This is a genomic window from Caballeronia sp. NCF2 (assembly GCF_023631205.1).
Taxonomy (GTDB): domain Bacteria; phylum Pseudomonadota; class Gammaproteobacteria; order Burkholderiales; family Burkholderiaceae; genus Caballeronia; species Caballeronia zhejiangensis.
Window position 1 is genome coordinate 31,939 of record NZ_JALQDN010000030.1, and the last position, 19,585, is coordinate 51,523.

Here is a 19,585-nt window from a genome sequence, read left to right on the forward strand (position 1 = left end):
GCGTCTGTCTGATTGAACGAGGCTTAAGCCGCGACCGCTTCCTTGCCCTTCTTCGCGCCCATTTCGGTGAGCGCGCGACGGTACTCGGTCGGGAACACCTTGACGAACTGACGGCGAGCCGAATCCCAGTTTTCCAGCAGCGACTTCGCGCGCGGCGAGCCGGTGAACTGGAAGTGACGCTCGATCAGCCCCTTGAGCAGCGCTTCGTCGGTCTTGCCGGCGTGCCACAGCGTGCGATCCACCGTGCGCTCCTGTTCGGCCTGCTGCAGCACCGGATCGAGCGCGACCATCGACTTGTTGCACTTGCCGGCGAACGCGCCTTCCGGGTCGTACACGAACGCGATGCCGCCCGACATGCCCGCCGCGAAGTTGCGGCCCGTCTCGCCGAGCACGACCACCGTGCCGCCCGTCATGTATTCGCAGCCGTGATCGCCCGTGCCTTCGACGACCGCCGTCGCACCCGAGTTGCGCACGCAGAAGCGCTCGCCCGCGACGCCGCGGAAATACGATTCGCCTTCGATCGCGCCGTACATCACCGTGTTGCCGCAGATGATGTTTTCCTCGGACTTGCCGCGGAAGTCGTTGGTCGGGCGAATGATGATGCGCCCGCCCGACAGGCCCTTGCCGACGTAGTCGTTGCCGTCGCCGACGAGATCCAGCGTCACGCCCTTCGCGAGGAACGCGCCAAAGCTCTGGCCCGCCGTGCCCTTCAACTGGATGTGAATCGAGTCGTCGGGCAGGCCGTCGTGACCGTGCGTCTTCGCGATGAGGCCGGACAGCATCGCGCCGACCGTGCGATTCACGTTGCGCACCGGCTGGATGAACGACACATGCTCGCCCTTCTCGATCGCCGCCTTCGACTTCTCGATCAGCACGTGATCGAGCGCCTTGTCGAGACCGTGATCCTGCACGTCGACGTGCTTGCGCGCGACGTCTTCGCCCACCGGCACCTGATAGAAGATGCGCGAGAAGTCGAGGCCCTTAGCCTTCCAGTGCTCGATGCCCTTCTTCATGTCGAGCAGATCGACGCGGCCGATCAGGTCGTCGAACTTGCGGATACCGAACTGCGCCATGATTTCGCGCACTTCTTCCGCAACGAAGAAGAAGAAGTTGACGACGTGTTCCGGCTGGCCCGAGAACTTCGCGCGCAGCACCGGGTCCTGCGTCGCGACGCCGACCGGGCACGTGTTCAGATGGCACTTGCGCATCATGATGCAGCCTTCGACGACGAGCGGCGCCGTCGCGAAGCCGAATTCGTCCGCGCCGAGCAGCGCGCCGATCACGACGTCGCGGCCGGTTTTCATCTGACCGTCGGCCTGCACGCGAATGCGCCCGCGCAGACGGTTCAGCACCAGCGTCTGCTGCGTTTCGGCGAGGCCGAGTTCCCACGGCGTGCCAGCGTGCTTGAGCGACGACAGCGGCGATGCGCCCGTGCCACCGTCATGACCCGCGATCACGACGTGATCCGCCTTCGCCTTCGCAACGCCCGCGGCCACCGTGCCGACACCGACTTCCGACACCAGCTTCACCGAAATGCTCGACGACGAATTCACGTTCTTCAAATCGTGAATGAGTTGCGCGAGGTCTTCGATCGAATAGATGTCGTGGTGCGGCGGCGGCGAAATGAGGCCGACGCCCGGCACCGAATAACGCAGCTTGCCGATGTATTCGGACACCTTGTGGCCCGGCAGCTGACCGCCTTCGCCCGGCTTCGCGCCCTGCGCCATCTTGATCTGGATCTGGTCCGCCGACGACAGATACTCCGCCGTCACGCCGAAACGTCCCGACGCGACCTGCTTGATCTTCGAGCGCAGCGAATCGCCTTCCTTCAGCGGGATGTCGGTGACGACTTCCTTGCCGATGATCGATTGCAGCGTGTCGCCGTTCTTGATCGGAATGCCGCGCAGTTCGTTGCGATAACGCGTTTCGTCCTCGCCGCCTTCGCCCGTGTTCGACTTGCCGCCGATGCGGTTCATCGCGACGGCGAGCGTGGCGTGCGCTTCCGTGCTGATCGAGCCGAGCGACATCGCGCCCGTCGCAAAGCGCTTGACGATTTCCTTCGCCGATTCGACTTCATCGAGCGGAATCGCCTTCGACGGCGACACCTTGAACTCGAACAGACCGCGGAACGTCATGTGACGCTTCGTCTGGTCGTTGATGATGTGGGCGTATTCCTTGTACGTCTGATACGAGTTGCTGCGCGCCGAGTGCTGCAGCTTGGCGATCGCATCCGGCGTCCACATGTGCTCTTCGCCGCGCACGCGATACGCATATTCGCCGCCCGCGTCGAGCATGTTCGCGAGGACCGGGTTGTCGCCGAACGCTTCGCGATGCAGATGAATCGCTTCTTCCGCCACTTCGAAGATGCCGATGCCGCCGACCTTGGTCGCCGTGCCCTTGAAATACTTCTCGACGAGTTCCGACGACAGGCCGACGCCTTCGAAAATCTGCGCGCCGGTGTAGGACATATACGTCGAAATGCCCATCTTCGACATGACCTTCAACAGGCCCTTGCCGACCGCCTTCGTGAAGTTGTAGATGACCTTCTCCGCCGACAGATCGCCCTTCAGGCCTTCGGCCATGTTGGCGAGCGTTTCCAGCGCGAGGTATGGGTGAACGGCTTCCGCGCCGTAGCCCGCGAGCAGCGCGAAGTGATGCGTTTCGCGCGCCGAGCCCGTTTCCACGACGAGACCCGTGCTCGTGCGCAGACCGTGCGCGACGAGATGCGAGTGGATCGCGGAGGTGGCGAGCAGCGCCGGGATCGCGACGTTGTCGCGGTCCATCTTGCGATCGGACACGATCAGGATGTTGTAGCCGGAGCGCACGGCATCCACGGCTTCCGCGCACAGCGACGCGATACGCGCCTCGATGCCTTCCTTGCCCCACGCCACCGGATAGCAGATGTTCAGCTCATACGAGCTGAATTTGCCGCCGGTGTACTTGTCGATCGCGCGGATCTTCGCGATGTCCTTGAAGTCGAGCACGGGCTGCGACACTTCGAGGCGCATCGTCGGGTTGATGTTCGTCGTGTCGAGCAGGTTCGGTTTCGGGCCGATGAACGAGTTGAGCGACATGACGAGGTTTTCGCGGATCGGGTCGATCGGCGGGTTCGTCACCTGCGCGAACAGCTGCTTGAAGTAGTTGTAGAGCGTCTTGTTCTTGTTGGACATGACCGCGAGCGGCGAGTCGTTGCCCATCGAGCCGACGGCCTCTTCGCCCGATTGCGCCATCGGCGCCATCAGGAACTTGAGGTCTTCCTGCGTGTAGCCGAACGCCTGCTGACGGTCCAGCAGTGCGGCGGCTTCGCGGCGCTGCGTTTCGACGTCTTCCGCCTTCGGCTCGATCTCGTCGAGCTTGATGCGAACCGCGTCGATCCAGCTCTTGTACGGCTTCGCGTTGGACAGGTTGTCCTTCAACTCCTTGTCCTCGATGATGCGGCCCTGCTCCATGTCGATCAGGAACATCTTGCCCGGCTGCAGACGCCACTTCTTGACGATCTTCGACTCGGGAATAGGCAGCACGCCGGATTCCGACGCGAGGATCACGAGATCGTCGTCGGTGACGAGATAGCGCGCCGGACGCAGGCCGTTACGGTCCAACGTCGCGCCGATCTGGCGGCCGTCCGTGAACGCGATGGCGGCGGGGCCGTCCCACGGTTCCATCATCGCGGCGTGGTATTCGTAGAACGCGCGGCGGTTGTCGTCCATCAGCGTGTGCTGTTCCCACGCTTCCGGGATCATCATCATCATTGCGTGGACGAGCGGGTAGCCGGCCATCACGAGCAGTTCGAGACAGTTGTCGAACGAAGCCGTGTCGGACTGGCCCGGATAGATCAGCGGCCAGAGCTTCGGCAGATCGTCGCCGAGCACGTACGACGCGATCGCGCCGGTGCGCGCGTTCAGCCAGTTGACGTTGCCCTTCACGGTGTTGATTTCACCGTTGTGCGCGATCATGCGATACGGGTGCGCGAGTTCCCACGCGGGGAACGTGTTCGTCGAGAAGCGCTGGTGCACGAGCGCGAGCGCCGACACGACGCGCTCGTCCTGCAGATCGCGGTAATACACGCCGACCTGGCCGGCCAGCAGCAGACCCTTGTAGACGACCGTGCGCGACGACATCGACGGCACGAAGTATTCCTTGCCGTGCTTGAGCTTCAACGCCTGGATGCGATGGCTCGCCGTCTTGCGGATGATGTACAGCTTGCGCTCGAGCGCGTCCGTCACGACGATGTCCTTGCCGCGCCCGATGAAGATCTGGCGGATCAGCGGCTCGCTCGCCTTCACGGTCGGCGAAATCGGCATGGTGGAATCGACCGGCACGTCGCGCCAGCCGAGCACGACTTGGCCCTCGGCCTTGACCGTGCGCTCCAGTTCCTGCTCGCATGCCAGACGCGATGCGTGCTCCTTCGGCAGGAAGATCATGCCGACGCCGTATTCGCCAGCAGGCGGCAAGGTCACGCCTTGCTTGGCCATTTCTTCGCGATAGAAGCCGTCCGGCACCTGAATGAGGATGCCGGCGCCGTCGCCCATCAGCGGATCGGCGCCGACCGCGCCGCGGTGATCGAGATTCTCAAGAATCTTGAGACCCTGCTGAATGATCTCGTGGCTCTTTTTTCCCTTGATATGGGCGACGAAACCGACGCCGCACGCGTCGTGTTCGTTCGCAGGGTCGTACATGCCCTGCGCGGCGGGAAGCGAACCGGCTGCCGGCTGCTGATGATCGTTCATGGGGACACCGTCTCTACTGTGAGGGGCCGAATCGACTCGGCCGTTGAACCATTTTCTTGTCGCTTGCGACGGTTTCTTTCAACTTGATGTGTCACGAAGCACGGTCGTGCGCGGCACGCTGCACCGCGGCAATTGCCGGAAATCGAAATATACGCGACGAATCAAAGCGATGGCAAATAAAACTTGATGATCTGACACCGATTATCGATATGGTGCAAATGTGCCCCAACATATTGGGGCCGCATCGCCGGCAGTCAAAAAGAAACGGCGAGACTCGGAAAATTCGAGACGCCGTTTCGTTTTTTGCTTCAGGAACGCCCGTGAAGGCCGTTATTGAGTCTGTGGAGTTTCGCGAATTTTGCGCGGACGTCCGCGCGGCAGCGGCGACACCCGGCGGTTGGCAGCATGCGACGCCCATTCCCGATAGGCATCGCTGCCGAGCACCCAGCCTTTAAGTGTCGCTTGCAGGAGACGGTTGGCCTCGCGCTCATCGGGCGGTTGCTCGCACAGTTCCTTGTAGGCGTGCTGGCGTTCGAACGGCGTATTGCCGAGCGACCAGAACAGCGGATGGTCGGTGATGAGGCTATCGAGCGTGAGCCCGATGTGATGACGGAAGCTGGACCATTTGTAGTCCTGCGGCGCCGCGACCAGTTGCGCGCGCACGGGCGCCATTTCTACGACGCGCGTGGCGAGCAGAAAGTATCGTTCGCCCTCGATGACCGTCGCGCGATAGCGGCCTTCCCAGAGCGTGCCGCGTCGCATGTATCGACGATTGAAGTGCGCCACGTAACGACGTCCCACCGCTTGCATCGCTTTGGGCAGACTGGATTCGTCGCGCGGCGTGACGAGCAGATGTACCGCCTGCGGCATCAGCGCATAGGCGTGGATAGAGAGGTGATGATCACGTGAAGCAGTCCTCAAGCAGTCGATGAAGAGCTCGTAGTCCTGGTCGTCGACGAAGGCGGGTTGCTGGTCGAGACCACGCAGGATGACATGCTGCGGCTGTTCGGGAACGTAGAGTCGTGCAAGCCGTGCCATTCTGGATTTTCCGTTGGTCGCGTTTGTGTTACCCCGTTCGGGGACCTTTTGGAGCCGTTGCGGCAGCGTGGACAAAACACATGCAATTGCCGTGCAACCAGACCCCAAAGCCGCTCTTTGCCCTAGGGAGAATGCTCTACGGCACCGCTATGGTTAATGTGAAATCTTGTGTTCATAATGAGCGTGCTTTTTCGGAGGAGCACAAATTGAAAATAAAACAAGTCATCACGGGGATCGCGGCATTAGCGTGTGTGTCCACCGCGGCACATGCGCAATCTGCTGGATCCTTCTATGCAACAGCAGGCTGGTTTCACTTCGCCCCGCAAGACAGTAGTGGTCCGCTCAAAGAAACAAGTGTAGGCGGATCTCCGGTCAATATCGACGTTCCCGGCACAGGCGCAGGCATTTCGAGCGCCGACACCGCCGGCTTCACGTTGGGCTACTTCGCGACCGACCACATTGCCGCCGAACTCGAAATGGGCGTGCCGCCCACGTTCGATCTCGAAGGCAAGGGCACCTTGTCCCAGTACGGAAAGCTCGGCAGCGCGAAGCAGTGGAGCCCGACGCTGCTATTCAAATACTTCTTCAATGCTCCCACGGCGAAGTTCCGTCCGTTCGTGGGTCTTGGCGTGACGCGCACCTGGTTCACCGACGCGCAGATCACGAATCAGCAATTCGAAGGCTCGGTCCTGCATGGTCCGACCACCGTCGACACGGATAGTTCGTGGGCGCCCGTGTTTAATGTCGGCGCAACCTACAATTTCACGGAGCACTGGTTCGCCGGATTTTCCGTGTCGTTCATTCCGTTGAAGGCCACCGCGAAGTTGAACACGCAGGCTCAAACGCCTGTCGGCACGCTCAACGTTCAATCGCAGGCGAAAATCACGCTGAACCCGATCGTCACATATTTGCGAGTGGGCTATCGATTCTGAAGTGAGACTGCTCACAAGCATGTAACGACGATATAAGCGCCATAAAAAGAGAGATAACGCCGGCATGATTCACATATGCCGGCGTTACTTTTTGCATCGCCCTTGTAAATGTGACCTTCCTAAAAACGGTTTGCTTGCAGTTCTTACGCGCGATCGCGCGCGGAATGTGTTTCGCGGTCGCGCTTACCGAAGCTTTGCGCAACGTCGAAGCATCGGCATCGAATTTGCTGCATGATAAGTTTCCCCGCCACCTCGCGCGGGCTATCCACGACTCATCCATCGACGGAGCGATCTATGAACGCACTGCCTAATACGCGAGACGCCATCGGAGATTCCTGGACCACGACGAGCCGCCGCGCACGACGCATGGCACGGCATGGCCGCGAAGCAGCCGAGGATATCGGCTCCGAACTGCGCACCCTTCTCAGCGAACTCGAAAACACCCTGGCCGAAGGCACGTCGGCCGATGCGGCTGCGCTACGCGCGCAGATCAGCGACCGGCTCGTCAGCGCGCGCGCACGTCTGAACGATACGCACGCGGCGCTTCGCGAGCGCGCGGGCGCAGCGTTCGAAGACGCCGACGCCTTCCTTCACGAAAAGCCCTGGCAAACCATTGCATTGGTTGGCGGGTTGGCGCTGGTTGCGGGCGTGCTGCTCGCTCGCGTTCGCTGACATTTCAACCCTACGACGCCTCCAGAAAATCCGCGCCAATAATGTCGATGCGATCCGTGCAGATCGCATCGACGCCCCATTGCGCGAGCAACCGCGCGCGCGCCGGATCGTTCACCGTGTAGGCGAGAATGCGCAAGCCGGCATCCTTGATCTGCGCGACGAGCGCTTCATCGAGCGTGCGATGGTTCGCGTGCAGCGACACACACGATAACGCTGAAGTTTGCGCGCGCCAGTTCACGGGAACGCGCTCGTAAAGCATCCCTCGCGGAAGATTCGGCGCGACGTCGCGTGCGGCTTCCAGCGCCGCATATGAGAACGACGACATCAGCGGCGCAACTTCAGCGTCTGCCCACAAGTGCGCCGCCTCACGCGCGACGAGCACGCCTGTTTCCACGTCGCGCCCCTGACTCGGCTTGATCTCGATGTTCACCGCAAGCCCATGCTTCACGCATCGCTCGTGCACTTGGGCGAGCGTCGGCATACGCGCGTTTGCGAATTCGGCGCCGAACCAGGTGCCTGCATCGAGCGCGCGCAACTGCGCGTAGGTCATCGCTTTTGCCGCGCCGCGTCCGTTCGACGTTCGATCGACCGCGTCGTCGTGCAGCAGGAAGACGATGTCGTCAGCAGAAAGCTTCGCGTCGAACTCGATCATCTTGTGACCGAAGCGCGCGCCCACGTCGATTGCTTCGAGCGTGTTCTCCGGCGCGAGTTTGCCGCCGCCGCGATGCGCGACGATCGCGGGATAAGGCCAGGTTCTCATCGCATCGCCTCCTTTAGTTCGCGCGCAGTCGCGTTGCCGGATCGAAAAAATGCAGATGCCGCGCGGGCAACGATACGCTCAACCGCTCGCCACGCTGCGGGCGATGCTCATGCGGCAAGCGCGCTGCGACGTCGTGCTTGCCCCACTTGCCGTGCGCGAGATTGTCCGCGCCAAGCAGTTCAGCCGAATCCACATCGAGCGTGGCGCTTGGCGCGTTCTCGTTGCCGGGCGTCATGTGCTCGGGACGAATGCCCACGATCCACTCGCGCCCGTGCATCGCGCTCGTCACGCCATTCGCGCCCGCGACCGGCAGCTTCGGACCGCCGCCCGCGATCTCGAAAGTCGATCCGTCTTCGGACAGACGTCCTTCGAGCAGATTCATCGCCGGCGATCCGATGAAGCTCGCCACGAATACGGTTGCCGGGCGTTCGTACACTTCGGTCGGCGCGCCGATCTGCTCCGCGTGACCCTTGTTCATCACGATGACGCGCTGCGCGAGCGTCATGGCTTCGATCTGATCGTGCGTAACGTAAAGGCTCGTGGTCGCGAGACGCGCGTGCAGCCGCTGAATTTCGAGGCGCATCTGCACGCGCAGTTTGGCGTCGAGATTCGACAACGGTTCGTCGAACAAGAACACCGCCGGCTCGCGGACAATCGCGCGGCCCATTGCAACGCGCTGCCGCTGACCACCCGACAATTCGCGCGGCTTGCGTTCGAGCAGATGTTCGAGTTCGAGGATACGCGCGGCATTCGCGACGCGCGACTCGATGGTCTTCTTGTCCGCGCCGCCGATCTTCAGCGCGTACGCCATATTCTGCGCGACGCTCATGTGCGGATAAAGTGCGTAGTTCTGAAAAACCATCGCGATGTCGCGATCCTTCGGCTCCAGCTTGTTCACGACCTTGCCGCCGATTTCGATCGCGCCTTCGGACACGCTTTCGAGCCCCGCGACCATGCGCAGCAAGGTCGACTTCCCGCAGCCCGACGGCCCGACCATCACGACGAATTCGCCGTCCTCGATCGCGGCGTCGATGCCGTGCAGTACGTAGTTCGAGCCGTCGTATGTTTTCTTGACGCTTTTTAGATTCAATGCAGCCATGATATATTTCTCGGAATCGACGAGTCCGCGCACGAACCAGCGCTGCATCGTCAGGACGACCGCGAGCGGCGGCAGCATCGCGAGCAGCGTCGCGGTCATCACGTAGTGCCATTCGGTCGCTGTGTCGCCGGACGCGATCATGCTCTTGATGCCGACCACCGCCGTCTGCAGCGACACTTCGTTGGTGATGAGAATCGGCCAGAGATATTGATTCCAGCCGTAGATGAACGTGATGACGAAAAGCGCCGCGATGTTGGTCTTCGAAAGCGGCAGCACAACGTCCCAGAAGAAACGCAGCGGCCCCGCGCCGTCGATGCGCGCCGCTTCCATCAGTTCGTCGGGCAGCGTCATGAAGAACTGCCGGAAGAGGAACGTAGCCGTTGCGGAGGCGATCAGCGGCAGCGTCAATCCCGCATACGTGTTCGACAGATGCATCGACGAAACGACTTGCACCGTCGGGAAGATACGCACTTCGACGGGAAGCATCAGCGTGATGAAGATGAGCCAGAACGCGAGGTTCTTCAGCGGAAAGCGGAAGAAGACGATTGCATAGGCGGACACGATCGACACCGCGATCTTGCCGATGGAGATGACCAGCGCCATCACGAGACTGTTCGCCAGCATGCGTCCGAAGGGAGCGGCCGCGTTGCCGCTGCCGTGCGCCCAGATATACGCGATGTTCTCGAACAGATGCGTGCTCGGCACGAGCGAGAGCGGCACGCTGAACACTTCCTTCGAATTCATCGTGGCCGCGCAGAACGCGACGTACACAGGAAACACGATCAGCGCGACGCCGAGCAACAGCACCGCGTGACAGAAGATATCGAAGCCGCGACGGTTTTCGATCATGAGTATTGCACCCTGCGTTCGACGAAGCGGAACTGGACCACGGTGAGCACGACGACGATCACCATCAGCACGACCGACTGCGCGCCCGAACTGCCGATGTCGAGTCCCTGGAAGCCTTCCGCGAAGATCTTGTAGATGAGCGTCTTGGTCGATTGCGCGGGACCGCCGCCGGTCGCGGCGTCGATGACGGGGAACGTATCGAAGAACGCGTAGACGAGATTCACGACGAGCAGAAAGAACGACGTCGGCGACAGGAGCGGCAGCGCGATGCCGAAGAAGCGGCGCACCGGACCGGCCCCGTCGATGGCGGCGGCTTCGATCAGCGATTTCGGGATCGCCTGAAGACCCGCATAGAAGAACAGGAAGTTGTAGCTGACCTGCTTCCACACCGACGCGAGCACGACGAGGAACATGGCCTGCGTGCCGTTCAACGCGTGATTCCAGATGACGCCCTGCTTCGCCAGCGCATACGTCACGAGCCCGATGCTCGGATTGAACAGGAACGACCACAGCACGGCGGCGATCGCGGGCGCGACCGCATACGGCCAGATGAGCAGCGTCTGATACGCCTTCGCGCCGCGCGTCACGCGATCGGCGCACGCGGCGAGCAGAAGCGAGATCACGAGGCCCGACACGGTGACGAGCGCGCAGAAGATCATCGTCGTGTTGAACGACGACAGGTAGAGCGGATCGGCGAACAGTTGTTTGAAGTTCTGCAGGCCGACGAACTCGCTCGACGTGCCGAACGCATCCTGGCTTTGCGTGGCCTGCCAGAGGGCTTCGCCCGCGGGCCAGAGAAAGAACAGCGCGGTGATCGCGAGTTGTGGCGCGACGAGCAGATACGGCAAGACGCTCGTATCGAAACGAGAGCGCTTTTCCATGCTTTGATTTCCCGGAAGCGCCCGCGCTTCTACACGCGGGCGCGTGACCTTAATTGCCCGCCTTCTCGAAGCGGCGCAGCAGTTCGTCGCCGCGTTGCACCGACGCGTCCAGCGCCTGTTGCGGCGTCTTCTTCTCGGCCCAAACTTGCTCGAGCTCTTCGTCGACGATCGTGCGGATCTGAGGCATGTTGCCGAGGCGCAGGCCCTTCGTGTACGCGAGCGGCGGCTTGTTCAGCATCTGCTTGATCGCGATGTCCGCGCCGGGATTCTTGTCGTAGAAGCCCTGCTTTTGCGTGAGCTCGTACGCGGCCTGCGTGACCGGCAGATAGCCCGTGTCCTGATGCCACTTCGCCGCCACTTCCGGCGTCGCGAGATACGCGAGGAACTTGGCGACGCCCTTATAGACGGCCGGATCCTTGCCCGCCAGAACCCACAGACTCGCGCCGCCGATGATCGCGTTCTGCGGCGCGCCTTTCACATTCGCGTCGTACGGCATCATGCCGACGCCGTAATCGAACTTCGCGAATTTCGCGATGGTCGCGCGCGAACCCGACGAATTCGTGATGATCCCGCAATCGCCGCTATAGAACTTCGACACCGGCTCGTCCTTGCGGCCGACATACGTGAACGTGCCTTCCTTCGCCATGTTTTGCAGGAACTGGATGTGCGCGACCTGCAGCGGCTTGTTGAATTCGAGCTTCGCATCGAGTCCGTCGAAGCCGTTGTTCTTCGTCGCGAACGGCGCGGCGTGCCACGCGCTGTAGTTCTCGAGCTGAATCCAGCTCTGCCAGCCCGACGAATATCCGCACGAATAGCCCGCGGCCTTCAGCTTCTTCGCGTCGGCTTCGACATCGGCCCAGGTTTTCGGCGGCTGGTTCGGATCGAGGCCGGCCTTCTTGAACGCGTCCTTGTTGTAGTAGAGAACGGGCGTCGAGCTGTTGAACGGCATCGAGATGAGATGGCCGGTCTTCGCGTCGCTGTAGTAACCGGCGATGGTCGGCACGAACGCCTTTTCGTCGAGCGGCACGCCGGCCTGCTTGAACACGTCGGAGACCGGGATGACGGCCTTTTTCGCCTGCATCATCGTCGCGGTGCCGACTTCGTAGACTTGCAGGATCGCGGGCGCATTGCCGCTGCGATACGCCGCGATGCCCGCTGCGAGCGCCTGGTCATACGTGCCCTTGAACACCGGGACGATCTTGTAATCGCTCTGAGACTTGTTGAAATCGTTGGCGATGTCGTTCACGCGCTCGCCGAGCGCGGCTTCCATCGCGTGCCAGAACTGGATTTCCGTCGCGGCGTGCGCGGCGGTGCTGACGCCGAACGTCAAGGCGGCAGCGGTCGTGACCAGGCGAAACAGGGGCTTGCGGACCATCGATGAGTCTCCGTATAAAACGTTATAAGTTAATTGTTATCGATGACAAACAGTCGTTGATATTCCTTCAATGCGTAACGGTCCGTCATTCCGGCGATGTAATGCGCGATGAGCCGCGCCTGCGAACTGTCGTGGCTCGACGAAGCCGCGTCGTTCGCCGATTCCTCCGTCACCGGTCCGCGCGCCTGATACGCGGGCGGCAAGAGACGCGGATCGTCGGAGAAGGCTTCGAAAAGGCCCGTCACGACGCGCTTCGCCTTGTTGGCCATACGCATCACGCGATAGTGCCGGTACAGGTTCTTGAACAGGAAACGCTTGAGTTGCGCCGCCTGTGCCGCGACTTCATCGCTGTGCGCGACGAGCGTGGGCGCGTTGCGCACGTCGTCGAGCGATTGCGGCGCGACGCGTTGGAGATTGCGGCTCGTCGCCTCGATCAGATCGACGATCAGCGTATTGATGATGCGGCGGATGGTTTCGTGAATGAGCCTGCGCCCTTCGATGTCCGGATACTCCGCGCGCGCCGCGTCGAAATGCGTGTGCCAGAGGCTCACTTCGGAAAGCTGCTCGAGCGTGATGAGGCCGGAGCGCAGGCCGTCGTCGACATCGTGATTGTTGTACGCGATTTCATCGGCGACATTGGCGATCTGCGCTTCGAGCGAAGGCTGCTTGCCCGTGAGAAAGCGCTCGCCGAGATCGCCGAGCTTGCGCGCGTTCTCGCGCGAGCAATGCTTGAGAATGCCTTCGCGCGTCTCGAAGCACAGGTTCAGGCCGTTGAACGCGCCGTAGTGCTCTTCGAGCTGATCGACCACCGCGAGGCTTTGCAGGTTGTGCTCGAAGCCGCCGTGATCGCGCATGCAGTCGTGCAGCGCGTCCTGTCCGGCGTGACCGAACGGCGTATGGCCGAGATCGTGCGCGAGCGAAATGGCTTCGACGAGATCCTCGTTCAGCCGCAGATTGCGCGCGACGGAACGCGCGATCTGCGCGACTTCGAGGCTGTGCGTGAGGCGCGTGCGAAACAGGTCGCCTTCGTGATTGACGAAGACCTGCGTCTTGTATTCGAGCCGCCGAAACGCGGTCGAATGCACGATGCGGTCGCGATCTCGCTGGAACTCGGTGCGCGCCGCCGGGGGCGCTTCGGCGAAACGCCGTCCGCGCGATTGCGACGCGTGCGCGGCGTACGCCGCGAGATGCGCTTCGAGCGCGAGCGTCGACGGCGCGCCCGGCAAAACTTGATGCTCTTCTTCGCTCACCGGCTGCTCCGCATCGTCATGGTTCTGGCCGCCGCTCGCGCGGATCAGACGCTGGCTGCGAGCGTCGCGCGCACGGCCTGATCTGGCGCGCTCGTGATCTCGGTCGCGCCGAAGCGAGTCAGCAAAATGAATTTGATTTCACCGGCTTCGGCCTTTTTGTCGACCTTCATCAGATCGACGTAGCGGTCGTCGCCGAGCTTCGGCGCCGTGACCGGCAGCTTCGCCGCTTCGATCACGCGCACGAGACGCTGGCGCGCGGCTTCGTCGAGCCTGCCGAGGCGCACGGACAAATCCGCCGCCATCACCATGCCGCAACCGACCGCCTCGCCGTGCAGCCATTCGCCGTAGCCGAGACCGGCTTCGATCGCATGACCGAACGTATGGCCGAAATTGAGAATCGCGCGCTGCCCGCCCTCGCGCTCGTCGGATGCCACCACCGACGCCTTGATCTCGCACGAACGCTTCACCGCGTGCGCGAGGGCGTCGTCGTCGCGGCGATTCAGCGCGTCGATATTGCTTTCGATCCAGTCGAAGAATTCGGCGTCCGCGATGGCGGCCGTCTTGATGACTTCCGCGATGCCCGCCGCCAGCTCGCGCTCCGGCAAGGTGTGCAGCGCGCCGATGTCCGCGATTACCGCTTGCGGCTGATAGAACGCGCCGATCATGTTCTTGCCGAGCGGATGATTGATGCCCGTCTTGCCGCCCACCGACGAATCCACTTGCGAGAGCAGCGTGGTCGGCACCTGGATGAACGGCACGCCGCGCATATACGATGCGGCCGCGAAGCCCGTCATGTCGCCGACGACGCCGCCGCCTAGCGCGATCAGCGTCGTCTTGCGGTCGGCGCGCTCGGTCAAGAGCGCGTCGAAGATCGTGTTGAGCGTTTCCCAGTTCTTGTGCGCTTCGCCGTCCGGAAGCACGACGGTCGTGACTTTCTTGCCGAGCGGCGCGAGAGCCGCGCGCAACTGCTCGCCGTAGAGCGGATCGACGGTCGAGTTCGTGACGATCGCCACGGACGCGCCCTTGATGTGCGGAGCAAAGAGCTCGGTGCGGCCGATCAGCCCTGCACCGATATGAATGGGATAGGCGCGCTCGCCCAGTTCGACGTTGACGGTAATCATGGCGGACATGTGATCTTCAGGCCGGTTTGACGACGCCGGCGACCTCCAGTTGCATCAGGACCATATTGACGAGCGCGTTCACGGTCGGCCGTCCGGTTTCCACGACGAAATGCGCGCATTCGTGGTACAGCGGATCGCGCGCCTGAAAGAGCGCTTCGAGCTTGCCGCGCGGATCTTCGGTCTGCAGCAGCGGGCGATTCTTGTCGCGCCGTGTGCGCTGCCAGAGATCGTGCGGATTGGCGCGCAGATAGATGACGATGCCGCGATTCTTCAGATGTTCGCGATTGTCGGGGCGCAGCACCGCGCCGCCGCCCGTCGCGAGCACGATGCCATCGCGCTGCGACAGCTCGTCGATGACGTTCGCCTCGCGCTGGCGGAAACCCGCTTCGCCCTCGAGCTCCCAGATCACCGGGATGCGGGCGCCCGTGCGCGCCTCGATCTCATGATCCGAATCGATGAAGGAGCGCTGCAGACGGCGCGCAACCGCACGTCCCACGGTGGTTTTACCCGCCCCCATGAGTCCGACGAAAAAAATGTTCGCGTTCGCGTGCCCTTCCTGCAACTCGGTTTCCTTCCAGTTCGATGCAATTTGTTCGTGCGGCAGCTTAAGGGCAAACCGCCCGCTTTGTCGAGTTTCGCGGCCCTCGTGACGGGCCTAGCCGCTCGACGCGATCACATGCGGCGTAATCAAAATGACGAGCTCGCTCTTCGAGCTGCGCCGCGCGTCGTTGCGAAACAGCCAGCCGATCAGCGGCAATTTCGACAGTCCCGGCACGCCGGTCGTGTCTTCGTGTTCGTCATCGGAATAAATGCCGCCGATCGCCACGGTGCCGCCGTTTTCCACTTCCACGCGCGTCTGGATATGCTTGGTATGGATTGCCGGCCCGTTCGCCGTCTGCTCGCCGACACTGTCTTTCGTGATGTCGAGATCGAGAATGACGTGGCCATGCGGCGTGATCTGCGGCTCAACCTCCAGTTTGAGCGTTGCGCGCCGAAACTGCACGCCCGACATGCCATTGCCAACCTTCGCCTGATACGGCACTTCCATGCCCTGCTCGACGATCGACTTCACGCGGTCCGCCGTCACGACGCGCGGCCGCGAAACGATTTGTCCGCGCCCTTGCGCCTCCAGCGCGCTCAGTTGCACGTTGAGCAGCCGGGTGGCCTGCGCGACGAACAACGTGAGCCCGGCCGTCGCCGCGTCGAAACCGTTGATCGGCCCCGCCGACAAATCGTATACCACACCGTCCGCGCCGCCCGCGAACCCGGTCGCCGGATCGTTCTGCGCCGCGATGCCCAGCTTGACGCCGAGATTGCGCGACAGTCCCGCCTCGCCCTCGACGATCTTCGCCTCGATCATCACCTGCGGCGTCGGCTTGTCGATCAGCGCGACGAGTTCGGCGATCTGCCGCACGCGAGCGTCGAGATCGGTGATGAAGAGCAGATTCGTGCGCGCATCGGAGATGGCGGAACCGCGCTTCGACAGCACGCGCTGGCTGCCCGAGCCGGACAGCATCTTGCGCAGCTCTTCCGCGCGCGAATAGCGCAGCACGAACGTACGGCTCGCGAGCGGTTCGAGGTCCGCGGCGCGCGCGTGGGCCTCGAACCGCAGCTTCTCGCGCGCCGCCAGTTCCGCGAGCGGCGCGACCCAAATGACATTGCCGTGCCGCTCCATCGCGAGTCCGTGGACTTCGAGGAACGTGTCGAATGCGCGCCGCCACGGCACGGCGACGAGATTCATCGACACTTGTCCGCGCACCTTTTCGCTCGCGACGATGTTCAGGCCGGTGAAGCGCGCGAATGCGTGCAGCGCGGCGCTCAAGTCGGCGTTTTTTAGATCGAGCGTGATCGGCTTGCCGTCGTCGTCGCTCTGCGATGCGTCGCTCAGACGCTCGAGTTTCGGCAAAGGCACGGGCGGGCCTTCCAGCGCCTCTGCCGTTTCTGTCTTCTCCGTTTCCGCCTGCTCCGCCGCGGGCTTCGCGGGCTGCGCGTCGGACGTCGCGACGATAGGCGGGTCGACAGCCTGCGCGTCGAACGATGCGGGCAGCGGCGGTAGCGGCGGTAGCGGCGGGACGATCGCATCGGCGCTATCGGCGGCAAACGCCGTGTGCGCAGACATCGACAGCGCAGCCGCCATTCCGATGAATCTGCCTGAAAGCTTCGCGAACCGGCTCACGTGCGATCCTCCGCGAAAGTCAGCTTGCGCGACATGCCGTCTTCTCGGGCGAGTTCGATTGCGCGCGGCACGACGCGCCCGAGCCGTTCGTCGCCGATTTTCTGCCCCGGCGCGAAGCTGTCGACGTCGCGGCCGCTTTGCAAAAGCGCCATCGCGCGACGCCGTGCGACGAACGTGCCCACCAGCAGCATGTCGCTTCCCTGCGCGGCGGCGTCCGCGCTGCCGAACGGATCGATGACGAACGCGTTGGCGCGCGACACTGCGGCGGGCGCGACCGCCGGCAACGTTTCGAAGATGCGCAATGTCGCTTCGATGGCAAGCGCGTTCGCCTGCCGCTTGATCTGCACGTTCTCGGGAACGACGAGTCGCGGCAGGCCGGCGAGCGCATCGAGAAAGCGCCGTAGCTCCGCGAAGCTGCCGTCCGCGCGCAGCTTGAGCGCGCGCTCAGGAAACGGCTCGCGCTGCTTCGGCGCCCCGCCCTTGACGGCGACAGGCTCGATGTCCGCGACGCGCACGCCGCTCTGGGCGGCCAGATCCGCGACCGCGCGCAACGCGTCGGCGGCGCTCCAGTGCTCCGGATCGAGGCGCCCCGACGACGCGCGCGCTCGCAAGCCGGACAGTTCGTCGGCAATGCGCGCCGCGTCCTGCGCCTTCGCTTGTGCCGCGGCCAACGCGACGCGGCTTTCATCGAGCCGGCTCGCGTCCGACATGCGCCACGCGCGCAGGCCGAACGCAAACACGACGACACTCAACGCGAGCGCGACACACGCGGTCCGTCGCCACGACCAGTCGTCGAGCGGTTGCAGGATGGGGAGCGCGCCGCGCGGGCGCGTCTTCATGGCGATGTTCATCGGAATCGTGCTCATGGGCGTTCCCCCTGCGTTGCCGCCAAAACCGGACGTGCCTGACGCGACGCCGTTTCATCGCGCGAATGATCCGGCGCATAGCGCACCAGCGCGACGAACTCGAATCGCGCGGCGTGCTCGTCGGAGGCCGTCGATGCAGCGCGCCTGGCAGGCTGCGTCGACGGAATTCCGTTCGCGCGCCGTTTCATTTCGATCACTTCCACCGCCTGCACGCCGCGCAGGCGCTCCAGCCGCTTGAGCCATTGCGACGCTGCCTGCGAATCGGGTGCGAGCGCCGCCAGCTCGACCTCATTCGTTCGCTGCGACACGCGTTGAAGCGCGACGCCGCGTTGAAGAGGCGAGTCGGCGAGCGCTTCGAGCAGCGCGAGGAAACGCTCGCGCGGCAACGCCAACGGCTGCGCGGCCTCACGCGCGCGCCGCCGTTCGCTTTCTGCGCGCACGAGCCGTGCGTGTTCGTCGATCTGCGCGCTCGAAGCACGCAGCGACGTCTCCAGCGCGACACGCCGTTCATCCAGTCGCGCGCGCTCGAACAAGTCGCGGCCAGCGACGGCGCCAACGACCGCGCAGCCCGCGAGCGTCACCGCGCCGATCAGCGCGAGCCGCTGCCGCCGTAGCTCGCGTCGCTTTCGCGCGCGATAAGGCAACAGATTGAATCCGTCGAGCATGGCAGCGTTCATTGCATCACCTCGCGCAACGCCAGGCCTACCGCAACCGCGAAACGCGGCGAATGCTTGTGCACCGTCTGAATCTCGGCCACCCCGTTGCAATAAGGCGCGGCTTCGAACGGCAATGCCGCGCAGCCGAAAGTCTTGCCGAGCACGGGAAGCGGAAGGCCCGCGTGCGCCATCAACTCGATCTGCCCGGCGACGTAGATGCAATCGAGCGGCGCGTGTTCGCCAGCGAGTTCGTGCAACGCGTCCGAAATGCTCCGATGCTCGGGCGCGGGATACCGGACTTCGTTTTCGACGCCGCGCGAGCCGACGAGCCAGCCGTGCAAGCCGCTGCTTTCCAGCCAGCAGACGAGATAGCGCGCGTCGGCGTCCAGTTCGACGGAACCTGCATGGCGCATCGCGCGCAATGCGGCGGCCGGCTCACTGTCGATGGCCGATAGCGCGATGCCCGCCTCCGCCGCGGTCTCGACTCGCGCCTCGACGTGTCGCCGCGCCGTCGCCGCTATCGCGACCAGCGCGTCGCCGTCTTCCCGCGTCTGCACGGACCAGTCGACCGCCAGCGCGCCGCGTTCGATGCCCGCCGCGCGCTCGGCTTCGGCGAGTACGGCCGGCTCGAGCAAGCCGCGCGGATCGCCGCCGATCGGGGCTGCGAGCTGCTCGTGGGTGTCGATGAGTCGGGCGAGCGGAACTTGCGTCGTAAGCGTCGCCGACGACGGCAAGCCCATCGCGCAACGCAGCGCACGCCAAGCGCCGCTTTCCGGCAGCCGCCCGAACGCCTCGCGCAACGCCGCGACGATAGGCGCGCGATCGACGAAGTCGCCGCCGACCACCGCACCTGACGGCAGCGCCACCGACTCCAGATGCTCGACGCACACCGCCGCATTCGCCCTCAACCGCCTGCTCACGATGGCGAGGCGCACCGCGTCCTCGCTCACGTCGATGCCCGCCGCGTAGCGCCGCGTGACCGTCAGCATCGTGCCGCGCAGCATGTTTTCCTTGCTCATGACCGCTCCTTCCATTCGATCGCGCACCGAACCGTTCGGGCGCTTGTTGTCGGAAGAATTGTCGCGAGCGCCGATCGCGGCGAACACTCGGCCGAATGGCCAACGCTCGCGTCGGAGGGATGCTTCCGCGCAGGATCGCGCGTATCTTGAAGACAACGGCAGAC

15 protein-coding genes and 1 pseudogene are annotated in these 19,585 nt (G+C 63.5%); 2 read left to right on the forward strand and 14 right to left on the reverse strand.

Features of this window, described 5'->3' with window-relative positions; all coding sequences use genetic code 11:
* Positions 1-23: 23 nt before the first annotated feature.
* Together NCS02_RS12775 and NCS02_RS12780 are read right to left on the reverse strand one after the other, a co-directional pair.
* Complete coding sequence (locus tag NCS02_RS12775) at positions 24-4,727, reverse strand: glutamate synthase-related protein (RefSeq protein WP_250519787.1); 4,704 nt, start codon at positions 4,725-4,727, stop codon at positions 24-26.
* Between the two features lie 330 nt (positions 4,728-5,057).
* The gene (locus NCS02_RS12780; RefSeq protein ID WP_008344100.1) at positions 5,058-5,765 is read right to left on the reverse strand and encodes a transposase; all 708 of its coding nucleotides are present in this window, start codon (positions 5,763-5,765) and stop codon (positions 5,058-5,060) included.
* Positions 5,766-5,971: 206 nt separating this feature from the next.
* Between NCS02_RS12780 and NCS02_RS12785 the strand changes: the two genes are divergently transcribed.
* Positions 5,972-6,697 (forward strand): OmpW/AlkL family protein, encoded by a 726-nt coding sequence (locus NCS02_RS12785; RefSeq protein ID WP_034473121.1) that lies wholly within the window; start codon positions 5,972-5,974, stop codon positions 6,695-6,697.
* Between the two features lie 294 nt (positions 6,698-6,991).
* Positions 6,992-7,369, forward strand: a complete 378-nt coding sequence (locus NCS02_RS12790; protein ID WP_033536968.1) for an ElaB/YgaM/YqjD family protein — start codon at positions 6,992-6,994, stop codon at positions 7,367-7,369.
* A gap of 10 nt (positions 7,370-7,379) precedes the next feature.
* Here NCS02_RS12790 and ugpQ read toward each other — a convergent pair whose 3' ends face one another.
* The 12 genes and pseudogenes from ugpQ to pilM form a co-directional block, all read right to left on the reverse strand.
* On the reverse strand, positions 7,380-8,129 hold the full coding sequence (gene ugpQ / locus NCS02_RS12795) for a glycerophosphodiester phosphodiesterase (RefSeq protein WP_008344094.1): 750 nt from the start codon (positions 8,127-8,129) through the stop codon (positions 7,380-7,382).
* A gap of 13 nt (positions 8,130-8,142) precedes the next feature.
* Complete coding sequence (locus NCS02_RS12800; RefSeq protein ID WP_008344091.1) at positions 8,143-9,228, reverse strand: sn-glycerol-3-phosphate import ATP-binding protein UgpC; 1,086 nt, start codon at positions 9,226-9,228, stop codon at positions 8,143-8,145.
* Positions 9,229-9,234: 6 nt separating this feature from the next.
* Positions 9,235-10,077 (reverse strand): annotated as a pseudogene (gene ugpE / locus NCS02_RS12805) (sn-glycerol-3-phosphate ABC transporter permease UgpE); the annotation flags it as partial.
* Positions 10,074-10,958 (reverse strand): sn-glycerol-3-phosphate ABC transporter permease UgpA, encoded by an 885-nt coding sequence (gene ugpA, locus NCS02_RS12810; protein ID WP_008344088.1) that lies wholly within the window; start codon positions 10,956-10,958, stop codon positions 10,074-10,076. The gene ugpA and the pseudogene ugpE, both read right to left, overlap by 4 nt.
* Positions 10,959-11,007: 49 nt before the next feature.
* Positions 11,008-12,333: a sn-glycerol-3-phosphate ABC transporter substrate-binding protein UgpB gene (ugpB, locus tag NCS02_RS12815; RefSeq protein WP_034473119.1), complete on the reverse strand. Its 1,326-nt coding sequence runs from the start codon at positions 12,331-12,333 to the stop codon at positions 11,008-11,010.
* A 29-nt stretch (positions 12,334-12,362) separates the two neighbouring features.
* Entirely contained in the window at positions 12,363-13,583 is a 1,221-nt protein-coding gene (locus NCS02_RS12820) for a deoxyguanosinetriphosphate triphosphohydrolase (protein ID WP_034473118.1), read from the reverse strand.
* Between the two features lie 44 nt (positions 13,584-13,627).
* The gene (aroB, locus tag NCS02_RS12825; RefSeq protein WP_034473117.1) at positions 13,628-14,704 is read right to left on the reverse strand and encodes a 3-dehydroquinate synthase; all 1,077 of its coding nucleotides are present in this window, start codon (positions 14,702-14,704) and stop codon (positions 13,628-13,630) included.
* 16 nt (positions 14,705-14,720) lie between these two features.
* Positions 14,721-15,266, reverse strand: coding sequence for a shikimate kinase (locus tag NCS02_RS12830; RefSeq protein ID WP_008344080.1), 546 nt, complete (start codon positions 15,264-15,266; stop codon positions 14,721-14,723).
* Between the two features lie 93 nt (positions 15,267-15,359).
* Complete coding sequence (locus NCS02_RS12835) at positions 15,360-16,823, reverse strand: type IV pilus secretin PilQ (RefSeq protein ID WP_250519788.1); 1,464 nt, start codon at positions 16,821-16,823, stop codon at positions 15,360-15,362.
* A gap of 53 nt (positions 16,824-16,876) precedes the next feature.
* Positions 16,877-17,746, reverse strand: a complete 870-nt coding sequence (locus tag NCS02_RS12840) for a type IV pilus inner membrane component PilO (protein ID WP_250519789.1) — start codon at positions 17,744-17,746, stop codon at positions 16,877-16,879.
* Positions 17,743-18,423 (reverse strand): PilN family protein, encoded by a 681-nt coding sequence (locus tag NCS02_RS12845; RefSeq protein ID WP_250519790.1) that lies wholly within the window; start codon positions 18,421-18,423, stop codon positions 17,743-17,745. The genes NCS02_RS12840 and NCS02_RS12845 overlap by 4 nt, the downstream gene beginning before the upstream one ends.
* The gene (gene pilM / locus NCS02_RS12850; RefSeq protein WP_250523164.1) at positions 18,420-19,421 is read right to left on the reverse strand and encodes a type IV pilus biogenesis protein PilM; all 1,002 of its coding nucleotides are present in this window, start codon (positions 19,419-19,421) and stop codon (positions 18,420-18,422) included. The genes NCS02_RS12845 and pilM overlap by 4 nt, the downstream gene beginning before the upstream one ends.
* Positions 19,422-19,585: the final 164 nt, after the last annotated feature.

Excerpts from the sequence above, each read along its gene's own strand:
- ugpA (WP_008344088.1), bottom strand. The coding sequence starts at position 10,958 with ATGGAAAAGCGCTCTCGTTTCGATACGAGCGTCTTGCCGTATCTGCTC.
- NCS02_RS12840 (WP_250519789.1), bottom strand. The coding sequence starts at position 17,746 with ATGAGCACGATTCCGATGAACATCGCCATGAAGACGCGCCCGCGCGGC.
- ugpB (WP_034473119.1), bottom strand. The coding sequence starts at position 12,333 with ATGGTCCGCAAGCCCCTGTTTCGCCTGGTCACGACCGCTGCCGCCTTG.
- NCS02_RS12790 (WP_033536968.1), top strand. The coding sequence starts at position 6,992 with ATGAACGCACTGCCTAATACGCGAGACGCCATCGGAGATTCCTGGACC.
- aroB (WP_034473117.1), bottom strand. The coding sequence starts at position 14,704 with ATGATTACCGTCAACGTCGAACTGGGCGAGCGCGCCTATCCCATTCAT.
- ugpQ (WP_008344094.1), bottom strand. The coding sequence starts at position 8,129 with ATGAGAACCTGGCCTTATCCCGCGATCGTCGCGCATCGCGGCGGCGGC.
- NCS02_RS12800 (WP_008344091.1), bottom strand. The coding sequence starts at position 9,228 with ATGGCTGCATTGAATCTAAAAAGCGTCAAGAAAACATACGACGGCTCG.
- NCS02_RS12780 (WP_008344100.1), bottom strand. The coding sequence starts at position 5,765 with ATGGCACGGCTTGCACGACTCTACGTTCCCGAACAGCCGCAGCATGTC.
- NCS02_RS12775 (WP_250519787.1), bottom strand. The coding sequence starts at position 4,727 with ATGAACGATCATCAGCAGCCGGCAGCCGGTTCGCTTCCCGCCGCGCAG.
- NCS02_RS12845 (WP_250519790.1), bottom strand. The coding sequence starts at position 18,423 with ATGAACGCTGCCATGCTCGACGGATTCAATCTGTTGCCTTATCGCGCG.
- pilM (WP_250523164.1), bottom strand. The coding sequence starts at position 19,421 with ATGAGCAAGGAAAACATGCTGCGCGGCACGATGCTGACGGTCACGCGG.
- NCS02_RS12835 (WP_250519788.1), bottom strand. The coding sequence starts at position 16,823 with ATGTCTGCGCACACGGCGTTTGCCGCCGATAGCGCCGATGCGATCGTC.